17 protein-coding genes are annotated in these 18280 nt (G+C 51.3%); 14 read left to right on the top strand and 3 right to left on the bottom strand.

Annotation, left to right across the window (positions count from 1 at the left end; translation table 11 throughout):
• The first annotated feature begins 46 nt into the window (after positions 1-46).
• From V3851_RS07765 to V3851_RS07740, 6 genes are all read left to right on the top strand, one after another.
• Entirely contained in the window at positions 47-805 is a 759-nt protein-coding gene (locus V3851_RS07765; RefSeq protein ID WP_331845955.1) for a DeoR/GlpR family DNA-binding transcription regulator, read from the top strand.
• A gap of 245 nt (positions 806-1050) precedes the next feature.
• A complete protein-coding gene (rhaB, locus tag V3851_RS07760) occupies positions 1051-2511 on the top strand; it encodes a rhamnulokinase (RefSeq protein WP_331845954.1) in 1461 nt (486 codons plus the stop codon).
• Between the two features lie 14 nt (positions 2512-2525).
• Positions 2526-3782 carry an L-rhamnose isomerase gene (gene rhaA / locus V3851_RS07755; protein ID WP_331845953.1) on the top strand — a complete coding sequence of 419 codons (1257 nt, stop codon included), beginning with the start codon at positions 2526-2528 and terminating at the stop codon, positions 3780-3782.
• 52 nt (positions 3783-3834) lie between these two features.
• Positions 3835-4680, top strand: a complete 846-nt coding sequence (gene rhaD / locus V3851_RS07750; RefSeq protein WP_331845952.1) for a rhamnulose-1-phosphate aldolase — start codon at positions 3835-3837, stop codon at positions 4678-4680.
• 265 nt (positions 4681-4945) lie between these two features.
• On the top strand, positions 4946-6100 hold the full coding sequence (locus V3851_RS07745) for a helix-turn-helix domain-containing protein (protein WP_331845951.1): 1155 nt from the start codon (positions 4946-4948) through the stop codon (positions 6098-6100).
• A 109-nt stretch (positions 6101-6209) separates the two neighbouring features.
• The gene (locus tag V3851_RS07740) at positions 6210-8489 is read left to right on the top strand and encodes a beta-glucosidase (RefSeq protein WP_331845950.1); all 2280 of its coding nucleotides are present in this window, start codon (positions 6210-6212) and stop codon (positions 8487-8489) included.
• Positions 8490-8558: 69 nt separating this feature from the next.
• Here V3851_RS07740 and V3851_RS07735 read toward each other — a convergent pair whose 3' ends face one another.
• Entirely contained in the window at positions 8559-9473 is a 915-nt protein-coding gene (locus V3851_RS07735) for a phosphatidate cytidylyltransferase (protein ID WP_331845949.1), read from the bottom strand.
• A 95-nt stretch (positions 9474-9568) separates the two neighbouring features.
• On the opposite strand from V3851_RS07735, the gene V3851_RS07730 reads away from it, so the two are divergent.
• From V3851_RS07730 to V3851_RS07715, 4 genes are all read left to right on the top strand, one after another.
• Positions 9569-10114 carry a hypothetical protein gene (locus tag V3851_RS07730; protein ID WP_331845948.1) on the top strand — a complete coding sequence of 182 codons (546 nt, stop codon included), beginning with the start codon at positions 9569-9571 and terminating at the stop codon, positions 10112-10114.
• 115 nt (positions 10115-10229) lie between these two features.
• On the top strand, positions 10230-10628 hold the full coding sequence (locus V3851_RS07725; RefSeq protein ID WP_331845947.1) for a YmaF family protein: 399 nt from the start codon (positions 10230-10232) through the stop codon (positions 10626-10628).
• Positions 10629-10781: 153 nt separating this feature from the next.
• The gene (locus tag V3851_RS07720) at positions 10782-10883 is read left to right on the top strand and encodes a sporulation protein YjcZ (RefSeq protein ID WP_331845946.1); all 102 of its coding nucleotides are present in this window, start codon (positions 10782-10784) and stop codon (positions 10881-10883) included.
• A gap of 142 nt (positions 10884-11025) precedes the next feature.
• Positions 11026-11493 (top strand): DinB family protein, encoded by a 468-nt coding sequence (locus V3851_RS07715; protein ID WP_331845945.1) that lies wholly within the window; start codon positions 11026-11028, stop codon positions 11491-11493.
• A 93-nt stretch (positions 11494-11586) separates the two neighbouring features.
• Here the strand turns inward: V3851_RS07715 and V3851_RS07710 are convergent, their stop codons facing one another.
• Positions 11587-13005: a DHA2 family efflux MFS transporter permease subunit gene (locus V3851_RS07710; protein ID WP_331845944.1), complete on the bottom strand. Its 1419-nt coding sequence runs from the start codon at positions 13003-13005 to the stop codon at positions 11587-11589.
• Positions 13006-13018: 13 nt separating this feature from the next.
• Entirely contained in the window at positions 13019-13579 is a 561-nt protein-coding gene (locus V3851_RS07705) for a TetR/AcrR family transcriptional regulator (RefSeq protein ID WP_331845943.1), read from the bottom strand.
• A 198-nt stretch (positions 13580-13777) separates the two neighbouring features.
• Here V3851_RS07705 and V3851_RS07700 point away from each other — a divergent pair, with 198 nt between their 5' ends.
• From V3851_RS07700 to V3851_RS07685, 4 genes are read left to right on the top strand one after another with little or no spacing between them, the layout of a single operon-like run.
• The gene (locus V3851_RS07700; protein WP_331845942.1) at positions 13778-14125 is read left to right on the top strand and encodes a hypothetical protein; all 348 of its coding nucleotides are present in this window, start codon (positions 13778-13780) and stop codon (positions 14123-14125) included.
• Positions 14112-14597 (top strand): nitroreductase family protein, encoded by a 486-nt coding sequence (locus tag V3851_RS07695; protein WP_331845941.1) that lies wholly within the window; start codon positions 14112-14114, stop codon positions 14595-14597. Before V3851_RS07700 ends, V3851_RS07695 begins: the two co-directional genes overlap by 14 nt.
• Before the next feature lie 19 nt (positions 14598-14616).
• Positions 14617-16368: an ABC transporter ATP-binding protein gene (locus V3851_RS07690; RefSeq protein WP_331845940.1), complete on the top strand. Its 1752-nt coding sequence runs from the start codon at positions 14617-14619 to the stop codon at positions 16366-16368.
• On the top strand, positions 16352-18229 hold the full coding sequence (locus tag V3851_RS07685) for an ABC transporter ATP-binding protein (protein WP_331845939.1): 1878 nt from the start codon (positions 16352-16354) through the stop codon (positions 18227-18229). Before V3851_RS07690 ends, V3851_RS07685 begins: the two co-directional genes overlap by 17 nt.
• Positions 18230-18280 lie beyond the last annotated feature (51 nt).

Raw genomic sequence — 18280 nt, 5'->3', positions numbered from 1 at the left:
GTTATAATCTATTCATATAAATTCCGTTTCGAAAAGAGGATGAATCATGCTGGTTGCAGAACGATACGAGATAATCGTTCAGCTTGTGAATGAGCGGGGAAGCGTGCGGGTTACGGAGCTTAGCGAGCTTTGCTCGGTTACCGATGAGACGATTCGCCGTGACTTGGGACGGCTGGAGCAGGAAGGCCGGTTGAAGAGATCCCACGGAGGGGCGGTAAGCGTAAAGGAAGCCCAAATGGAGGTTCCCTATTTCGAAAGGGAGGTCATCCGTTCGGAGGAAAAGAAACGCATCGCGGAAGCGGCGGTGAAGCTGATTTCCGCCCATGACCGGATTTTGCTGGACGCCAGCACGTCCGCCTGGTATATGGCGAAGATTATGCCGGATCTGCCGATGACGGTCCTGACCAATTCGGTTAAGGTGGCAACGGAGCTGAGCACCAAAGAAAAAATCGAGGTCATCTCCGTCGGCGGTCGTCTATCCCCGCGTTCGCTCTCATTCGTCGGGCCGCTCGCGGAGAAATCGCTGGAGTCGTTTCATGTCGACAAGCTATTCTTCTCTTGCAAAGGCGTTCATTTGGAGCGCGGCATCAGCGAGTCCGGTGAGCTTCAGGCCCGGTTAAAGCAGCAAATGATGGGGATTGCCGATCAAATTATCCTGCTGGCGGACGCCAGCAAATTCGGGGTTCAGGCATTCACCCAGGTTGCGGATTTGTCGCAAATCGATGCGGTTATCAGCGATACGGGCCTGGAAGCGGGCATGATCGGTGCCTTGGAGGATGCTGGAATTACTGTGACATTGGTATAAAGATTGCAACTAGTTTCGGAATAAATACATATAAATGAAACAAACGGCGGTTTTCCTTTTGCGGAAACCGCCGTTTGTGCAATTGAATTTGTTTAGTTTTGATTTAGTCCTTAAAAACTTCTGAAAATTTACTTAAACAAAAACAAAACAATATAAACAAACATAATTTCATTGACAAAACCAGCAGTAAGCAATTAGGATGAAGGAAAATAATACTATTTCTTTACTATAAGGGGAAAGAAATGATGGCGAATCATATTGCGGTCGATATCGGCGCTTCCAGCGGAAGACTGATTCATGGAACGCTGGATGGCGGGCGGCTTAAGCTCAGGGAGCTGCATCGCTTCTCCAACGGGTTCCGCAAGATGGATGGACACGATTACTGGGACATCGATCATTTATTCCGGGAGATTCTAACGGGGCTCGCCAAGGCGAAACGGGAGGGCATCCGTGAATGTACGCTCGGTATCGACACCTGGGCGGTCGATTATGTCTTGCTGGATCAGACGGGTGAACGGATTCATGAGGTGTACGCGTATCGCGATACCAGGACAAACGGGGCCGCGGATAACTTTCATCTGCGAATGCCCCGGGCCGAGGTGTACGGCAGGACAGGGATTCAGGAACTGTCGTTTAACACGCTCTACCAGCTATTTGTTCACGATTCCGGGCAATTAAAGCAAACGGAAAGCATCCTGCTGGTGCCGGATTATTTGTACTTCCGCTTGACGGGGAAGAAGATCAACGAATTTACCAACGCCTCCACGACGCAAATGCTGAATCTGGAACGGAATGATTTTGATGACGACCTTCTGAAGCTGCTGGGACTTTCCAGAACCCAATTTGTGCAGTTGGCCGAACCTGGGGACAGGTTCGGGCCGTTGCTTCCGGAGCTTATGGAAGCTTATGATTTGCCGGAATGTGAACTAATCGTAGTGCCGAGCCATGATACGGCATCCGCCGTTGTCGGCGTACCCGCAAGCGGTGAAAACTCCTGGGCTTACTTAAGCAGCGGGACATGGTCTTTGCTCGGGGCCGAATTGGCGAAGCCGATGAACACTTTACAGGCGATGGAGTGCAATTACACGAATGAACGCGGGGCTTTCAGGACTTATCGTTTTTTGAAAAATATTATGGGGTTGTGGATGATCCAGGAAATCCGCAGAGTATCGGGGGAAGCTTGCGGATTTGCCGAACTTGTGCAGGCGGCTTCGAAAGCGCTGCCATTTCGCAGTCTGATAGCGTGCAATGCTGCAAGATTTTTGAATCCGGACAATATGGTGGAAGAGATACAAAGCTTCTGCCGCGAAACGGGCCAGCCAGTTCCTATAAGTCTCGGTGAAGTGGCCAGATGCATTTTTGACAGCTTGGCGCTGACTTACATGGATTGCATGCAAGAGCTTGAGAAAATCACAGGAAATGAGATCGAAGTGCTGCATATCGTCGGCGGGGGAGCGAACAATGCGCTGCTGAGCCAATTGACCGCGGATTTGACGGGAAAAACCGTGAAAGCCGGCCCTACCGAATCTACGGCGGTCGGCAACCTGATGGTGCAAATGATCGCTTGCGGACTTATTGAGGACATGACAGCGGCCAGAAAGCTTGCTGCGGAATCTTTTGATATTCATTCATATGCACCGGGTGCGGTCGAAAATAAGCAGGAGCTCATTTCCAGATGGAAGAGTCTAAACTCACAACTTCAATAAAGAGGGGTTACCGTATGGATACGAAAATTTTGAACAGCTACAATATCGCAAAAGAAATGTACGCCGGTCACGGGATCGACGTGGACGAGGCGCTGAAGAAGCTCGCGGAAATCAAAATTTCACTGCACTGCTGGCAGGGAGACGATGTACGCGGTTTTCTGTTCAAAGATAAGGAGCTTAGCGGCGGCATTGCGGTAACGGGATGCTATCCCGGCCGGGCGGGGACACCGGATGAGCTTCGTCAGGATTTGGAAAAGGCGCTCTCCTTGATCCCCGGCAAGCATAAAGTGAATTTGCACGCCATCTATGCGGACACCGATGAAAGCATTGACCTCGACGAATTGGAGCCTAAGCATTTCCAAGGCTGGGTCGATTGGGCGAAGGAGCAGGGGCTTGGCCTTGATTTTAACCCGACTTGTTTCTCTCATCCTAAAGCGGAGGAAGGATTCACCTTAAGCCACCCCGATCCTGATATCCGCGATTTTTGGATCCGTCACTGCAAAGCTTCACGAAACATTGCGGAGCATTTCGGCAAAGAACTCGGGCAGCCGTGCGTCACGAATTTTTGGGTTCCGGACGGATATAAGGATATTCCGGTGGACCGCTTATCCCCGCGCAAACGGCTGAAAGAGTCGCTGGACGAGGTCTTCCGGGAGGAAATCGATACCCGATATAATATCGACGCTGTGGAAAGCAAATTGTTCGGCATCGGCTCCGAAAGCTATGTCGTCGGATCGCATGAATTTTATATGGGATATGCGATGTCCAGAGGGAAGGCGCTTTGTCTTGACGCCGGACATTTTCATCCGACGGAAATGATCTCCAACAAGATTTCTTCGATACTTATGTATGTGGATCAACTACTGCTGCATGTGAGTCGTCCTGTCCGCTGGGACAGCGACCATGTCGTCATTATGGATGATGAATTGCTGGAGATTGCCCGCGAGCTGGTAAGAGGCGATCTTTTGTCCAGAACGCATATCGGCCTGGATTTCTTCGACGGCAGCATCAACCATATCGCCGCTTGGGTTATCGGCACACGCAATACGATCAAAGCGCTGCTCCGGGCCATGCTCGAGCCGGTGGCGAAGCTGAAGGAGCTGGAACTGGACGGAGATTTTACTTCCCGTCTGGCGCTGACGGAGGAATTGAAATCATATCCTTTCGGCGCGGTATGGGATTATTACTGTGCCTCGCAAGGAACTCCGGTGCGCGAAGAATGGCTGGCCGAAGTGAAGAGGTACGAGCAGGAAATACTATACGCAAGATAAGAGGATTTGCAATAACGCGAGACTATGGCATGAAATAAGGGGAGAAGAAGCCATGAATACATCGGTAATCGGATCGCAAAATTATAAGGCTCCTGTTGAAGCACCGTTCATTCAGGAAATGGCCGAAATCACGCATCATATGTGGTCGTTGGGCTGGGATGAGCTTAACGGGGGAAACATCAGTTATTTACTGGATGAAGACGAGGTAGTTAAGTACATTAACAATAAAAACCCGCTCAGAACGATCCCGCTTACTTTTCCGGTGACGGAGCTGGCCGGTAAATATTTTATCGTGACGGGTTCGGGAAAATACTTCCGCAATGTGATCAAAGACCCTGAGGCTAATCTAGGCGTGCTACGCGTAAGCGATAATGGCGAAAGCGTCGAAATTCTTTGGGGACTGCGCGACGGTGCGGTTCCAACCAGTGAACTGGCGTCCCATTTTATGAGCCATATGGAACGTCTGAAGGCGGATCCGTCGCATCGTATCGTACTGCATACCCATGCCACCAATGTGATCGCCATGACCTTTACTCATGATCTGGATGAATTGAAGTTCACCAAGACTTTGTGGCAAATGTGCACGGAATGCCTGGTTGTCTTCCCGGACGGCATAGGGGTTATTCCATGGATGGTCCCGGGAAGCAATGAGATCGGCCGGGCGACTGCCGGGAAAATGAAGGATTATCGTGTAGTAGTCTGGCCGCATCATGGTATTTTTGTAACCGGGGCAACGATGGATGCGACCTTCGGTTTGGTAGAAACGATTGAAAAAGCAGCGATCGTTTACAATCTGATCGGCGGCCGCGAAATGAAACAGAAGATTACGGATCAAGAACTGACGGAGCTGGCCAAAGCGTTCAAGGTAACTCCGAGAGAAAAAATTCTTATATTGTAATTCGCTTCTATATTAAAGAATAAAAGCGAAATTTAAAATGGTAGTTCAGGGCTGAGTATGCTCAGTCCTGTTTTTTATCGCTTAATTAACAATGACACTTTTTTGCGTACAGCTTGGAATTTTTGTATCTTGGGGTAGTAGAAAGTAATTTCTGTATCGACCCTTTTGATATGGAGGCATGATTTAATGAAGCCTTTCAGCCCGGAGAAACTGTCCGACATTTGCGTAATTATGAGCGATTGTTATAATATTCCGGTTTATTACTTTGACGCGGCGGGCAAGATCGTCCCTTCCTCCGCTCAACCGGGCAGAAGCGCTTCGGCCGGAACGGCAACGCGATTTGGCAGGGCTTTCGCCGGCGGGAGGATTCGTCGATGGTCCATTGATTCACGTAACCTCTTTACTGGAAAATTATATAGAAGTCCGTTTGGAGGAAGATAGCGAGTATGCGGGTAGCTTCATTGCCGGGCCATCGCTCTACGGTTCCGTTCCGGAGAAGATTATAAATGGGATAGGCGAAGATATGAAACGGACGGATAAGGCTGCTTTACAGCGGTATTATGACAATTTGACGATTATTCCGCAGAAGCGGCTGCTGCATGCCGCGGCGCTGCTATATTATTTGGTTTACGGCAAACGGCTTGACATTACGCAGATTAGGCTGGCCAACGGTTCCGTGGAAACGCCTTTCCGTATCAGCGATCAGATTGATATTGAGGTATCGGACCGATTGAACAACGATTCGCTTCATCATGACCGGGTTTATGAAATGCGGTTAATGGAGCTTATCAAAGAGGGCCGCGATGTTGAGGTGGCCAGAGAGTTGTCGATCGGCTTCGCGACAGAAGGGGTAGGGACGCTCTCGAAGCGCAGCCATCTGCGTCATTTGAAGAATCTGGCGATTGCCGGTATATCCATTGCGACAAGGGCTGCGATGGATGGCGGAGTCCATCCCGAAATCGCCTATACGATGAGTGATCTTTATATACAGCAGATCGAGGAGATGCACAAACCCAAAGAGGTTGACAAAGCGATGAAGCAGGCGCTAATCGAATTTGCTTCCCGGGTAAAGGAAGGAATCGAGGATCATGTATCCGGTTCGGGTGCCGTGTCAACTTGTAAACGATATATTTTTAATCATCTTTATGGGGAACTATCGCTGGAAACATTGTCCGGACTCGTTCATATGAATTCAAGCTACCTGTCGCGTTTATTCAAGAAGGAAACGGGCATGTCCCTGACGGACTACATTCAATCCAAGCGGGTGGACGAAGCGAAAAAGCTGCTGGCCCTAACTTCGCTCAGCTTGTCCGACATTTATTCGAGACTTCATTTTAATGACCAAAGCTATTTTATTAAAGTGTTCAAGAAGTGGGCCGGTATGACGCCCAGACAATATCGAAATGATATCAAAAAGTAAAATATATACCACAATGATCAAGATTACACAATAATTTCGGGTATTTAACTGTCATAATACTAATGTAAGCGTTTAATACTTATATTTTTGACGGGCGGAGGTAGAACAAATGAACCAACAGCGTGACATCAATGCAATCATAGAGCAAATGACATTAGAGGAAAAGGCGGGGATGTGCTCCGGATTGGACTTCTGGCATCTGAAAGGCGTGGAGCGCTTGGGCATCCCTTCCATTATGGTCACCGACGGTCCGCATGGCCTGCGGAAGCAGAACGAATCGGCCGACCATTTGGGGTTGTCGAACAGTGTTCCGGCTACATGTTTCCCGTCGGCAGCGGGCTTGGCGAGCTCCTGGAACACTGAGCTGATATACCGTGTGGGCGAGGCGCTGGGTGAAGAATGCCAGGCGGAAAATGTTGCGGTTCTGCTGGGGCCGGGAGCCAATATCAAACGCTCTCCGCTGTGCGGCAGAAACTTCGAATATTTTTCCGAAGACCCTTACTTGTCCTCCGAGCTGGCCGCCAGTCATATCCAGGGCGTACAAAGCCAGGGTGTAGGGACATCCTTAAAGCATTTTGCCGTGAACAATCAAGAACACCGGCGGATGTCAACGAATGCGATCGTGGATGAACGCACGCTGCGGGAGATATACTTGGCAAGCTTCGAAGGAGCGGTAAGGAAGGCGCAGCCTTGGACGGTCATGTGTTCTTATAATCGGGTAAACGGAGCTTATGCCTCCGAAAATGCGAAATTGCTGACCGACATATTGAAGGACGAATGGGGACACGAGGGCTTTGTCGTCTCGGATTGGGGCGCCGTCAATGAGCGGGATAATGCGCTTGCCGCCGGGCTGGAGCTTGAAATGCCCGCAAGCAACGGCATCGGCGAACGTAAAGTTATTGAAGCGGTCCGAAACGGGAAGCTGTCCGAGGCGGCACTCGACCGGGCGGTGGCCAGATTGCTGCGGATTATTTTCATGGCGGTGGATCATAACAAAGAAAACGCAACCTATGACGCGAAGGCCCATCATGCGCTTGCGAGGGAGGTGGCTGCCGAGAGCATGGTGCTGTTGAAAAACGAGGACAGCGTACTGCCGCTCCGCAAGGAGAGCAAGATTGCCGTCATCGGCGCATTTGCCCAAACTCCTCGCTATCAAGGTGGCGGCAGCTCGCATATCGTGCCGACGCAGCTCGACAGCCCGTACGAGGAACTAACCAAGCTGGCGGCCAAGCAGGAGCTAATGACTTATGCGCAAGGCTACCACCTAGATAATGACGCCGTCGATGAGGCATTACTTGCGGAAGCGAAACGCATGGCGGCTGAAGCCGATACGGTGGTCATTTTTGCCGGCTTGCCGGACCGGTACGAATCGGAGGGCTATGACCGCACGCATTTACGGTTGCCGGAGAACCAGGATATGCTGATCGCAAGCGTAACCGAAGTAAGCAGTAACGTTGTCGTGGTACTGCTGAACGGGTCTCCGGTCGTCATGCCTTGGATCGGCGGCGTCAAAGCCGTGCTCGAGAGCTATCTCGGCGGTCAGGCGGCGGGCGGAGCGATTGCGGACCTGCTGTACGGAATCAAAAATCCGTCCGGCAAGCTGGCGGAGACGTTCCCGCTGAAGCTGAGCGACAACCCGTCTTACTTGAATTTCCCCGGCGAAGGGGACCGAGTGGAATATAAAGAAGGCCTGTTCGTCGGTTATCGCTATTACGAGAAGAAGGAAATGGCGACATTGTTCCCGTTTGGGCACGGATTAAGCTATACTTCGTTCGCGTATAGCGATTTGAAGCTGAACCGCAGTGAAATAAAAGACACGGAGACGGTTCAAGTCAGCGTAACCGTAACGAACACAGGCGGGCGGGAAGGGCAGGAAATTGTTCAATTGTACGTGCGCGACGTGGCAAGCACGGTAATCCGCCCGGACAAAGAGCTGAAAGGCTTTGCCAAGGTAAGCCTGAAGCCGGGCCAATCCGAAACGGTTACGATTACGCTAGGCAAAAGAGCCTTCGCTTATTATAACGTTGAATTGAAGGATTGGCATGTCGAGACCGGGGAGTTTGAAATCATCGTGGGTCCGTCTTCGCAAGAACCGTCACTTGTCGGCAAGTTGACGGTCCATTCTACGGTTAAGCTGAAGAAGACGTATACGCTCAACACGACGATCGGGGATATTCTGCAAGACCCGGAATCGGCGGCTCTCTTTAATGAACTGCTTGCCAAATTTCAGCAATCAAGCGGTATGTTCAGCTTGGACGAAAACGACGATCATGCGGATATGATGGCGGCCATGCTGCAATATATGCCGCTGCGCGGGCTGCTTGCATTCGGCGGAGCCGGAGTATCCGAAGATGCGTTCAAACAGTTGATTTCGGATCTCAATAAATAAGATTAATTGAAAAAACCGCCTAATGGCGGTTTTTTGCGTACTGCTAATAAATCTGAGCGGCTTTCAGGTTTACATAAAATCATAAAAGTACCGGATTACATGAAAAAACACCGGCGAGGTATATGTTAACGTATCGACCAGGCTTAAATAGCTTTGTTTTGGAGCTTGAGACTTGTCGTCATCGCCGATCAGCAGATCCCGCTTCAGCACGGAAACCGTCAGGCTGCCGAAAAATCCGCTCAAGCTGATAAGCATGCCGGATAAGAGTCCGAATGCCGGATCCAGCGGAGTCAGGAACGGATAGATCAGATAGGATGCCGCCGTTGTGACGGGAAAAGCAACGGCTAGGCCCTCCCAGGTGAGGTAAGGATTGGCCGTCGGAACTACTTTATGTTTGCCGAAGGAAGTGGAGGCCAGATATTGCACGATATCGTTTAGAGTCGTCAATACGACCAAAAATAACACCAGTCCAGCTCCATACTGCGGCGTAGCAAATTGAAAATAAGCGAGGTGGCTAAGACCGAACACCATCAGCATAAGCCCCCATTGGGCGCGGCTGACACTGCGCACGAAGCCGACCGTTCCTTTGTTGATCAGCCGCGGGAGCGGGAGGAGCAAGAATACATAAACCGGGATAAAGACGATAAACATACCGTACCATTCAATATATATCCAATAGAATTGCACGGGAATCGTTAAGTAGGCCCACAGAAACAGCCGGCGATCGGGCTTTCTGGAACGGATCATGGCGAAGTATTCTTTCAAGGCGAAGAAAGAAAGGACCATGATAGCGAGCAAGGAGACAACCCGGTTAAACAGGGTGGCCAGACAAAGAATCAAAAACATCCCCCACCAGGTTCTTAGCCGGAGCCCGAATGCGGAATAGTCTTTTTCCGGTCGCTTACGGCGAATCCCATAGTAGATCAAATGTATGGCCATTAAGGCGATCAAAATTGCGATTAGTGTGAAATGCAAGCTATCCATGTGTCAGTTCCCCCTTGCCGCCGGATAGATTTCATAAAAGGCATCCTATGTTATTATGAAGGAATAGTCCATTCTTGATAAGGGGAAATTTTGCAATGGCAGCCGAAAGATCGGTCTATATTTTACTTACGAATACGGGGACGCTTTTTACGAGGATGATTCAGGGTTATACCAGAGCCCCTTATAATCACGCCTCGATTTCATTTAACCGGGAGCTTTCGGAGTTGTACAGCTTTGGAAGAAAAAATCCGAACAATCCCTTGAACGGGGGGTTCGTGAGAGAGGATATCCAAACGGGCACATTCAGCAAGTATCCGAATACGACGTGTGTCTTATACGAGCTTCATATTTCCGACCGCGAGGCCGAAAAAATGAAGCGGGTGCTGCAAGTGTTTATCCGTAAAGACAACAAGTACATTTACAACATTCTCGGCGTGATCGGCATAGCGCTCAAAGAGCCGATAGAATTCAGCAATTCTTATTTCTGCTCGCAATTCGTCGCGGAAATTTTGGAACGATCGGGCATCAAGCTGTGGAACAAACTGCCCGCATTGGTTACGCCGGATGATTTCCGTCAGAGCGAGCGTCTTCATTTGATTTACGAGGGGAAGCTAAATGAGTACGATCCTGAGAAGATATAGCGAACAAATCCTCCGCGTTGGAACCAAATCGGCAGCGGAACCATATATTTTGATAGCATTATTTTTGGATCAGATATACGGCTTAAATAATTCGCATATTGGAGGATGAGTATGGATGGAAGTACCCATAACAGGCTTCATGTTTCATTCGGACGGTTCAGGGCCGAACAGTAACGAGCATCAGCACACGCTTCACATCACTTCATGGGACGGAAAACCGGTAAACTACCATGTGCATCCCATTTCCGGCGATACCTCGTATGATGTCGGGCATTATCATCATTATGCGGGGGTAACGGAACCGGCGCCAAGCGGCGTTCCCCACGTACATCATTATCGTTTGGAAACTTCGTTCAATGATCAACATCTTCATTACATTCGCGGGACAACCGGTCCGGCGATTCCCTTGCCGGAGGGCGGACATTACCATTATTTCGAGGGAGTGACGACCGTCAACGGCAGGATTCATCATTCGCACAGATATAGAGGAAGAACCGGCAACGAGCGGGCTTAAAGCTGCCTGGCCGCTTACCTCTGAAACCTCTTCTTAACGCTGAATGTCATTCCCGCTTTCTTAAAATATGCGTTTTCCTAATAATATACGTCCATAACAAACCGATCGTCCTTCATAAGATATATTATCCTAGCGAGAAAGGGGCAGTGATTTATGAGCGAAGTAGTAGGCGGCGGCGGCTGGTACACAAGCGTCGGTGTTATCCTCGTTCTCTTTATCCTGCTTGTAATTGTAAGCCGTACTTGGGGGCTGTAAGTAGGCGGATCGTAAAATCACAAAACCACCGGACTTGGCGTTCTCCGCGTGTCCGGTGGTTTTGGCTTGTTTGGAATATTTATAATTTATGCAGGAATTTCCTTGAATTTATCTAATTCTTCTATAAATGGGGAGGTGCCCGATGGAAAAAAGACATGAAGTATTATTTACGCAGTTAAGTTCGTACCGGGGCGAGCTGTTGGATATCGTCTCGAGCGTATCCGCGGCGGAAGCGGACAACATACCGAAAGGATTCAACAACAACATCCGCTGGAATCTCGGCCATGTCTATGTGGATCAATACTTATGGCTCAAGGCGCTGACGAAAGAGGAAATTCCATTTCCGGCAAAGTTGAATGAATGGTTCGGATACGGCACCGATCCTTCCCGGTTTACGGATGAGACGCCGGCGTTGCCGGAGCTTGTGACCTTGCTGCGGGAGCAGCCCGAGATCATTCGGGAGAAGTACCGGGACCGGATGGATGAGGAATTTGCTCCAACCGATATGGGGATGTTCACCGTCGAGCAGGTTCTCGTCAGAACCATTTTTCATGAAGGACTACATATCGGGGCGATTCTGGCTATAAAGAGGCAATTAAGCACGCAATAAAAAAATGAAAACGGAGGCTACCGGTATGACGGGCCTCCATTATTCATTTCTATGCTTCTTCAGACGTTAGTGGCCAGGTGCTAGTTAAATTGATTAGTGCGCTTTTTCGGTAAGCTGCTTTTTCTTGATAAATAAAGAACCGATAAATCCGACCGCGGAAATACCTGTAATGAAGTAAAAAGCATATTTGACTCCGGCAGCCAATATTTCCGGTTGGGCGGCGTTCGGGAAATTCACGAGATAACCGGTTTGACCGCTGGTGAACAGCGTAATCGCGATCGCCGTACCCGCCGCGCCGGCTACCTGGTTCAAGGTGTTCATCGCCGCCGAGCCGTCGGCGTACAATTCCCGCGGCAATTGATTGAGCGCGTTGGTTTGGGCCGGCATGGTTGTCATCGTTAAGCCGAAGAACAAAATCATGAACGCCACGACAATTTGCCATACGGGCGTGGTGGCCGAAATCGTGGTCAGGAAGATCATATTGCCGATTAATACAAAGATAAAGCCCATTATGGCGAAATAACGCGCTCCGAATTTGTCAAACAGTTTACCGACAAGCGGAGACATCACTACGTTGACGGCGTTGCCGGGAAGCAGCAAGACGCCCGCTATAGCGGCACTGAACAGTAAAGCGCCCTTCAAATACATCGGCAATAGAATCGATGTCGACAAGATGATCAGAATGCTCAGAAACATAATTAATGTTCCTAATGTAAACATAGAAAACTTGAACACGCGCAAATTGATCATCGGTTGAGCCATTTTCATCTGGCGAATACAGAATAGAATCAGGGCAATAATTCCGACAATTAAAGGCAGCCAAACTTTCACCGAAGAAAAGGGTTCTTCCGCCATCGTGGCCAATGCAAAAATAAACCCGCCAAACCCGACGGTCGATAGAAGGATGGATAAAACATCGATTTTGGGCTTTGTAATTTCCGAGACATTGGTGATTTTAGGCAACCCGATGACTAGCAGGAGTAAGTATAATAAGGCGCTAATCCAGAAGATGTAGGACCAGCCCAATGTGCTGATAATAACCCCCGAAAGAGTCGGGCCGATCGCCGGAGCGGTTGTGATGACCAGACCTACAATTCCCATCACAACGCCGCGCTTTTGTACGGGGAAAATAATCAATACGACATTCAACATGACCGGCAATAACAGACCGGTACCGACAGCTTGCACTAACCGGCCGATCAATAGAACCGCGAAATTTATATCCAATGCCGCCAGGGCAGCTCCCGCCAGCGAAATGACGAGTGCCCCCAGGACTAATTGTCTTGTAGAAAACCACTTCATCAAAAGCGCGGAAATCGGCACCAGAATGGCGAGTACCAATAAATATCCCGTTGTAAGCCATTGCGCCGTAGGCGCCGGGATCGAGAAATCTTCCATGACATTGGTCAATGCCATATTTAAAGCCGTTTCTCCGAATAATCCGATAAAAGCCCCCAACATCAAGATGAAGGCCATTGATTTCGGATTTTTAGCTTCCAATTGCGTTCCCATGAAAATCTCCTTTTTAATGAATTAGACTAATTTTCGGCAGTATTTGAGAAATCATTTTTAGCGGTTCGCTTGTTTTATTGGTTAAACAAAGCATGGTCCCGCCCTCGATCGAAGCCGTCATCATGAGAGCCATCGCATTGGCGTCTTCTTGTGACATTCCGTCCGCTGCGAGTTTGTCCGCATAAATCGCTTGAATCCTCGTGTATAACAAGGAGCAGGCGTTACGGACCGGTTCGCTGACCGAACCCATTTCACTGACGATACTGATAAACGTATGACCGGTGATCGAGCCTTTTTGATCAAAATCGGCAATCATCTTTTCGATCATCGCTTGTGTGGCTGCTTGCGTATTCGGATGGCGATTGAAGATATCCTCGATATCCGTAGTAATCGCTCTGTTCATGGCATCCAGGCAAGCGATGAGCAATTCTTCCTTTCCGTTCGGGAAATGATGATAGAGCGCGCCCTTTGTAACCTTGCATGCTTTCAGGATTTCGTTCAATCCTACACCCATGTACCCTTTTTTCTGGAAAAGAGCTGTCGCGATGTCGATGATCAGTGATTTTGTGTCCATTTCCTTTCGTGCACCTCCTCCATACCGACCAGTCTGTTTTTCAATATACCAAAAAAATTTTCTAAATTTCAAGACTTTTTTGAAAACGAATTTTCAATCTTTCAAATAAACAATAATTGACAATCGTCAAAAAGTCGTATACATTTGTATACAAATATTAAACGTATACGTTTGTATACATTCTAAGGGGGGAGCGGCATGCGCGAAGGTTGGCATGAGCATAAAGGGCATCACGCCTATAAGGAGCGAATGGAAGGCCGGGGCCGGCAGCATGAAGATCACGGCAAGAAACATTTTCAAAGCGCGCAGACCTTTCGCCGGGGAAGAGCGATCGCTTTTCTCGAAAGGCTGAATATCAAGCGTACGACCTTGCTCGCACAGCTGAATCAGCCGGAGTACGAGGCCATTAAACCGGTGATCAGCGGCGAATTGAAGGCGACCGATGCGATCATCCGGGAGTTTATTCATGTGTTTGAGCTTCATGAGGTATTGCCCGAAAACGATTCTAAACCTGGGGGAGACGATTCGGATCATGACAATAATTAATGCCATTAAATCACGCAGAAACATTAAATTATTCAAGCCCGATCCTATCGACGAGAATGTCTTGTTGTCTTGGCTGGAAGCCGCAAGCTATGCGCCGAATCATCGTGTAAACGAACCGTGGGAGGTGCTGTTTGTCGGGCCGGATACCCGCGCGAAATTAAATCATAAGACGAATTTCGGCCAAGCGCCTGCGGTCATGGCTGTATTGTCCAAACCGGGGAACACGCCGTTCGAACGCGACGAGAATATGATGGCGGTGTCCTGCTTCGTGCAAAATTTCTTGCTGGCGGCACATGAAGCGGGGGCCGGTACATTCTGGTCCTCCATGGGTTCATCCGAAGCAAACCGCAATATTCTGGGCGTACCCCAAGATTACGAGGTCATCGGCGTGTTCGGGATCGGCTATCCCGCGGAAATCCCGCCTGTCAAACCGAGAACCCCGATAACGGCCAAGATTACATATTTGTCCTAAACGCAGAAGGTGAACGTAAATGTGGAAACTTAGAAGCTATTTGAAGCCATACTGGCTATGGTGCCTGCTGGCGCCGCTCTTGATGGTGGTCGAGGTATTTATGGATTTGCTGCAGCCTACGCTGATGGCAAGCATCGTCGACGAAGGGCTGATGAGGAACGATTTGGGGCATATCGTTTCCACGGGATTGACCATGCTGGGCGTGGCGGTGATCGGTCTGATCGGCGGAGCGGGCTGCACCGTTTTTTCCAGCTTTGCCTCCCAGAATTTCGGCAACGATTTGCGGATCAAGCTGTTCGAGCATATCCAGACGTTCTCGAACCGGAATCTGGACCTTCTGAAGACGGGATCGTTGATCACGCGTTTAACGAACGACGTGGTGCAGTTGCAAACCTTTATGCAGATGATTTTGCGGTCGTTTGTCCGATCGCCGCTGCTGCTGATCGGCAGCCTGGTGATGGCGATCCGGATCAGTCCGGCGCTGTCGCTGATATTGCTTGTTTCGGTGCCGCTGCTGTTCGGGCTTTTGTACGTACTGATTAAGCTTTCATTCCCTTTATTTGCGAAGATGCAGGCAAGACTGGACGGAGTCAGTACCGTCATGCAGGAAAATCTCACGGGTATCCGCGTCGTTAAAGCGTTTGTCCGCGCCAATCATGAACAGAAGCGGTTTGATGCGGCCAACGAGGACTACACGCATATAGGCATCAAGGCGATACGTTTAATGTCATTAAATATGCCGATCATGATGCTTATCCTAAATGCCAGCATCGTCGCCGTGCTTTGGTTCGGCGGGCTCCAGAACTGGAACGGCGAGCTACCTGTCGGCGATCTGATCGCGTTTATCAACTATGTCACCCAGCTGTTAATGTCGATGATGATGCTGAGCAATACGCTAACCTTCGTCTCACGGGCGAAGGTGTCGGCAGACCGGGTGAATGAAGTGTTTGCGACCGCCAGCGAGATTGCGGACGCGCCCTCCGCCTCCGCGACAAGCGGCGCCATTCACGCCGGCCGGATCGATTTTGACCGCGTGTCGTTCGCCTATGATGCGGCCGACGAGAATCTCGTCCTGGAGGACATCAGCTTTACGGCCCGGCCGGGGGAAACGGTCGCGATCCTCGGGGCCACCGGCGCGGGCAAATCGACGCTGGTCAGCCTGATTCCGCGGCTGTACGAGGTCTCGTCCGGCTCCATTTCGATCGACGGTACGGATATCCGGGAGCTCAAGCTGGATGAACTGCGCAGCCGCATCGGCTTCGTCATGCAGCGGACCATCCTGTTCAGCGGCACGATCCGCGACAATATCCGCTACGGCCGTCCGGACGCCGCGGACGAGGAAGTAGAACAGGCCGCCATTGCCGCCGAGGCGCACGGCTTCATCTCGAAGCTCCCGCAGGGATACGACACCGTGCTGGGCCAGCGGGGCATTAACCTATCCGGCGGGCAGAAGCAGCGGCTCTCGATCGCCCGGGCACTGCTGATCCGGCCGCAAATCCTGATTATGGACGACAGCACCAGCGCGCTGGATGCGGTGACCGAATCGCGGATTCGCGGGCGGCTGAAAGAGCAAATGCGGGATAGCACCAATATCCTGATCGCCCAGCGGGTATCGTCCATTATGGACGCCGACCGGATATTGATTCTGGAGAACGGCCGGATCGCGGCGGAAGGAACCCATGCGGAGCTGATGCGCAGCAGTGAAATTTACCGGGATATCCGGAATTCGCAGCTGAAGGGAGAGGAGGAACCGTATGTCCAATCACAATAATCGGTCCCCGGTGCCGGTGCCCGGAGGTCCGGGGCAAGGCGGCTTCGGCGGCATGCGGGGCCCGGGGATCGGGCCCGGACGCGGCCCCGGCGCGGTGCCGAAAGTGCGCGCCAAGAACCGCTCGGCCACGATCAAACGCATCTGGTCCTATTTGAACCGCCAGCGAAAGGGACTGATCCTGGTATACGTGTTCACCGCGCTGAATGCGGTCGTTTCGCTGATCGGGCCCTACTTGCTGGGGAAAGCGATCGACACGGCCATCCTTCCCGGCGATTATGGACTGCTTGTCCGGTTCTGCCTGCTCCTGCTCGGCATCTACGCGCTCGGCAGCGCGGTCGCCTGGGTGCAGGCGTACGTGATGACAGCCGTTTCGCAGCGTACCGTGTTCGAGCTGCGGCGCGACCTGTTCGCCAAGTATCAGGAGCTTCCGCTGCAATTCTTCGACACTCATGCCAACGGCGAACTGATGAGCCGGGCGACCAATGACATCGACAATGTGTCAAACACGCTGAACCAGAGCGTGACCCAGCTGCTGAACAGCTTGATTACGCTGAGCGGCTCGCTGGTGCTCATGCTCACGCTGAATATTCCACTGACGATCGTCGCGCTGGTGACGATCCCGCTCGTCCTGCTCGCCAGCCGGAAAATAACGGGCTTGAGCCGGACGTATTTCAAAAACCAGCAGCGCCATCTGGGCGAGCTGAACGGGTTCATCGAGGAAGCGATCACCGGTCAAAAGGTGATCAAGCAGTACGGCCGGGAAGAGACGGAAACGAAGCGGTTCCGCAACATCAGCGGCGAACTGAACAAATACAGCATTCGCGCGCAGATCGTTTCGGGATTCGTCGGCCCGGTCATGAATATGATCAACAACCTTGATTTCGCGCTGATCGCCGGCGTCGGCGGCTGGATGGCATTCCACGGCATGGCTTCGGTCGGCGTCATCGTCAGCTTCCTGAACTATGGCAAGCAGTTCGGCCGGCCGATCTCGGAACTGGCCAATCAGTACAATTTGATTCAGTCGGCGATCGCCGGGGCGGAGCGGGTGTTCGAGGTGATGGATATGCCTTCCGAATATGGCGGCGAAGCGGGCGGAGAACTGCCGAGGCTGCGCGGGGAAGTCGCATTTCGCAAGGTGTCATTCGGCTATAAGCCGGATGAGCCGATCTTGAAAGAGGTGTCTTTCGAAGCGATGCCGGGCGAGAAGATCGCGCTTGTCGGCCCGACGGGCGCCGGGAAAACGACGATCGTCAACCTGCTGACCCGATTTTATGAAATCAACGGGGGCTCGGTGTTTATCGACGGGCGGGAAATCCGGGAGCTGAACAAAAACGCGCTGCGCAGCCAGCTCGGGATGGTGCTTCAGGACGCCCACGTCTTCTCGGGGACGATCCGGGACAATATCCGGTTCGGCCGTCTGGACGCCACCGACCGCGAGGTGGTGGAGGCGGCGAAGCTCGCCAACGCCGACGGGTTTATCGCCAGGCTGCCGCACGGCTATGACACGATGCTGGGCGCGGAGGGCGGCAGCCTCAGCCACGGACAGCGCCAGCTATTGACGATCGCGCGGGCGATTCTCGCCGATCCGGCCGTTCTGATCCTCGACGAAGCGACCAGCAGCGTCGATACGCGGACGGAGATGCATATCCAGCAGGCCATGAAGACGCTGATGAAGGGACGCACCAGCTTCGTCATCGCCCACAGGCTCAGTACGATCCGCGATGCGGACCGGATTCTGGTCATTCAAAGCGGCCGGATCGTCGAGCAGGGGAATCATGAAGAGCTGATGGGCTTGAACGGCGTCTATCACGAGCTGTATAACAGCCAGTTTAAACGGTCGCTTCAGGCGGACGTATCGTAAACGGACGATTCATTCAGGAATTTGCTACACGACAGGAAAAAGGACGGTACC

The organism is Paenibacillus haidiansis (genome assembly GCF_036553665.1).
GTDB lineage: Bacteria > Bacillota > Bacilli > Paenibacillales > Paenibacillaceae > Fontibacillus > Fontibacillus haidiansis.
The sequence above is the reverse complement of the archived record's forward strand: the minus strand, read 5'-3'. Positions and strand labels throughout refer to the sequence as shown.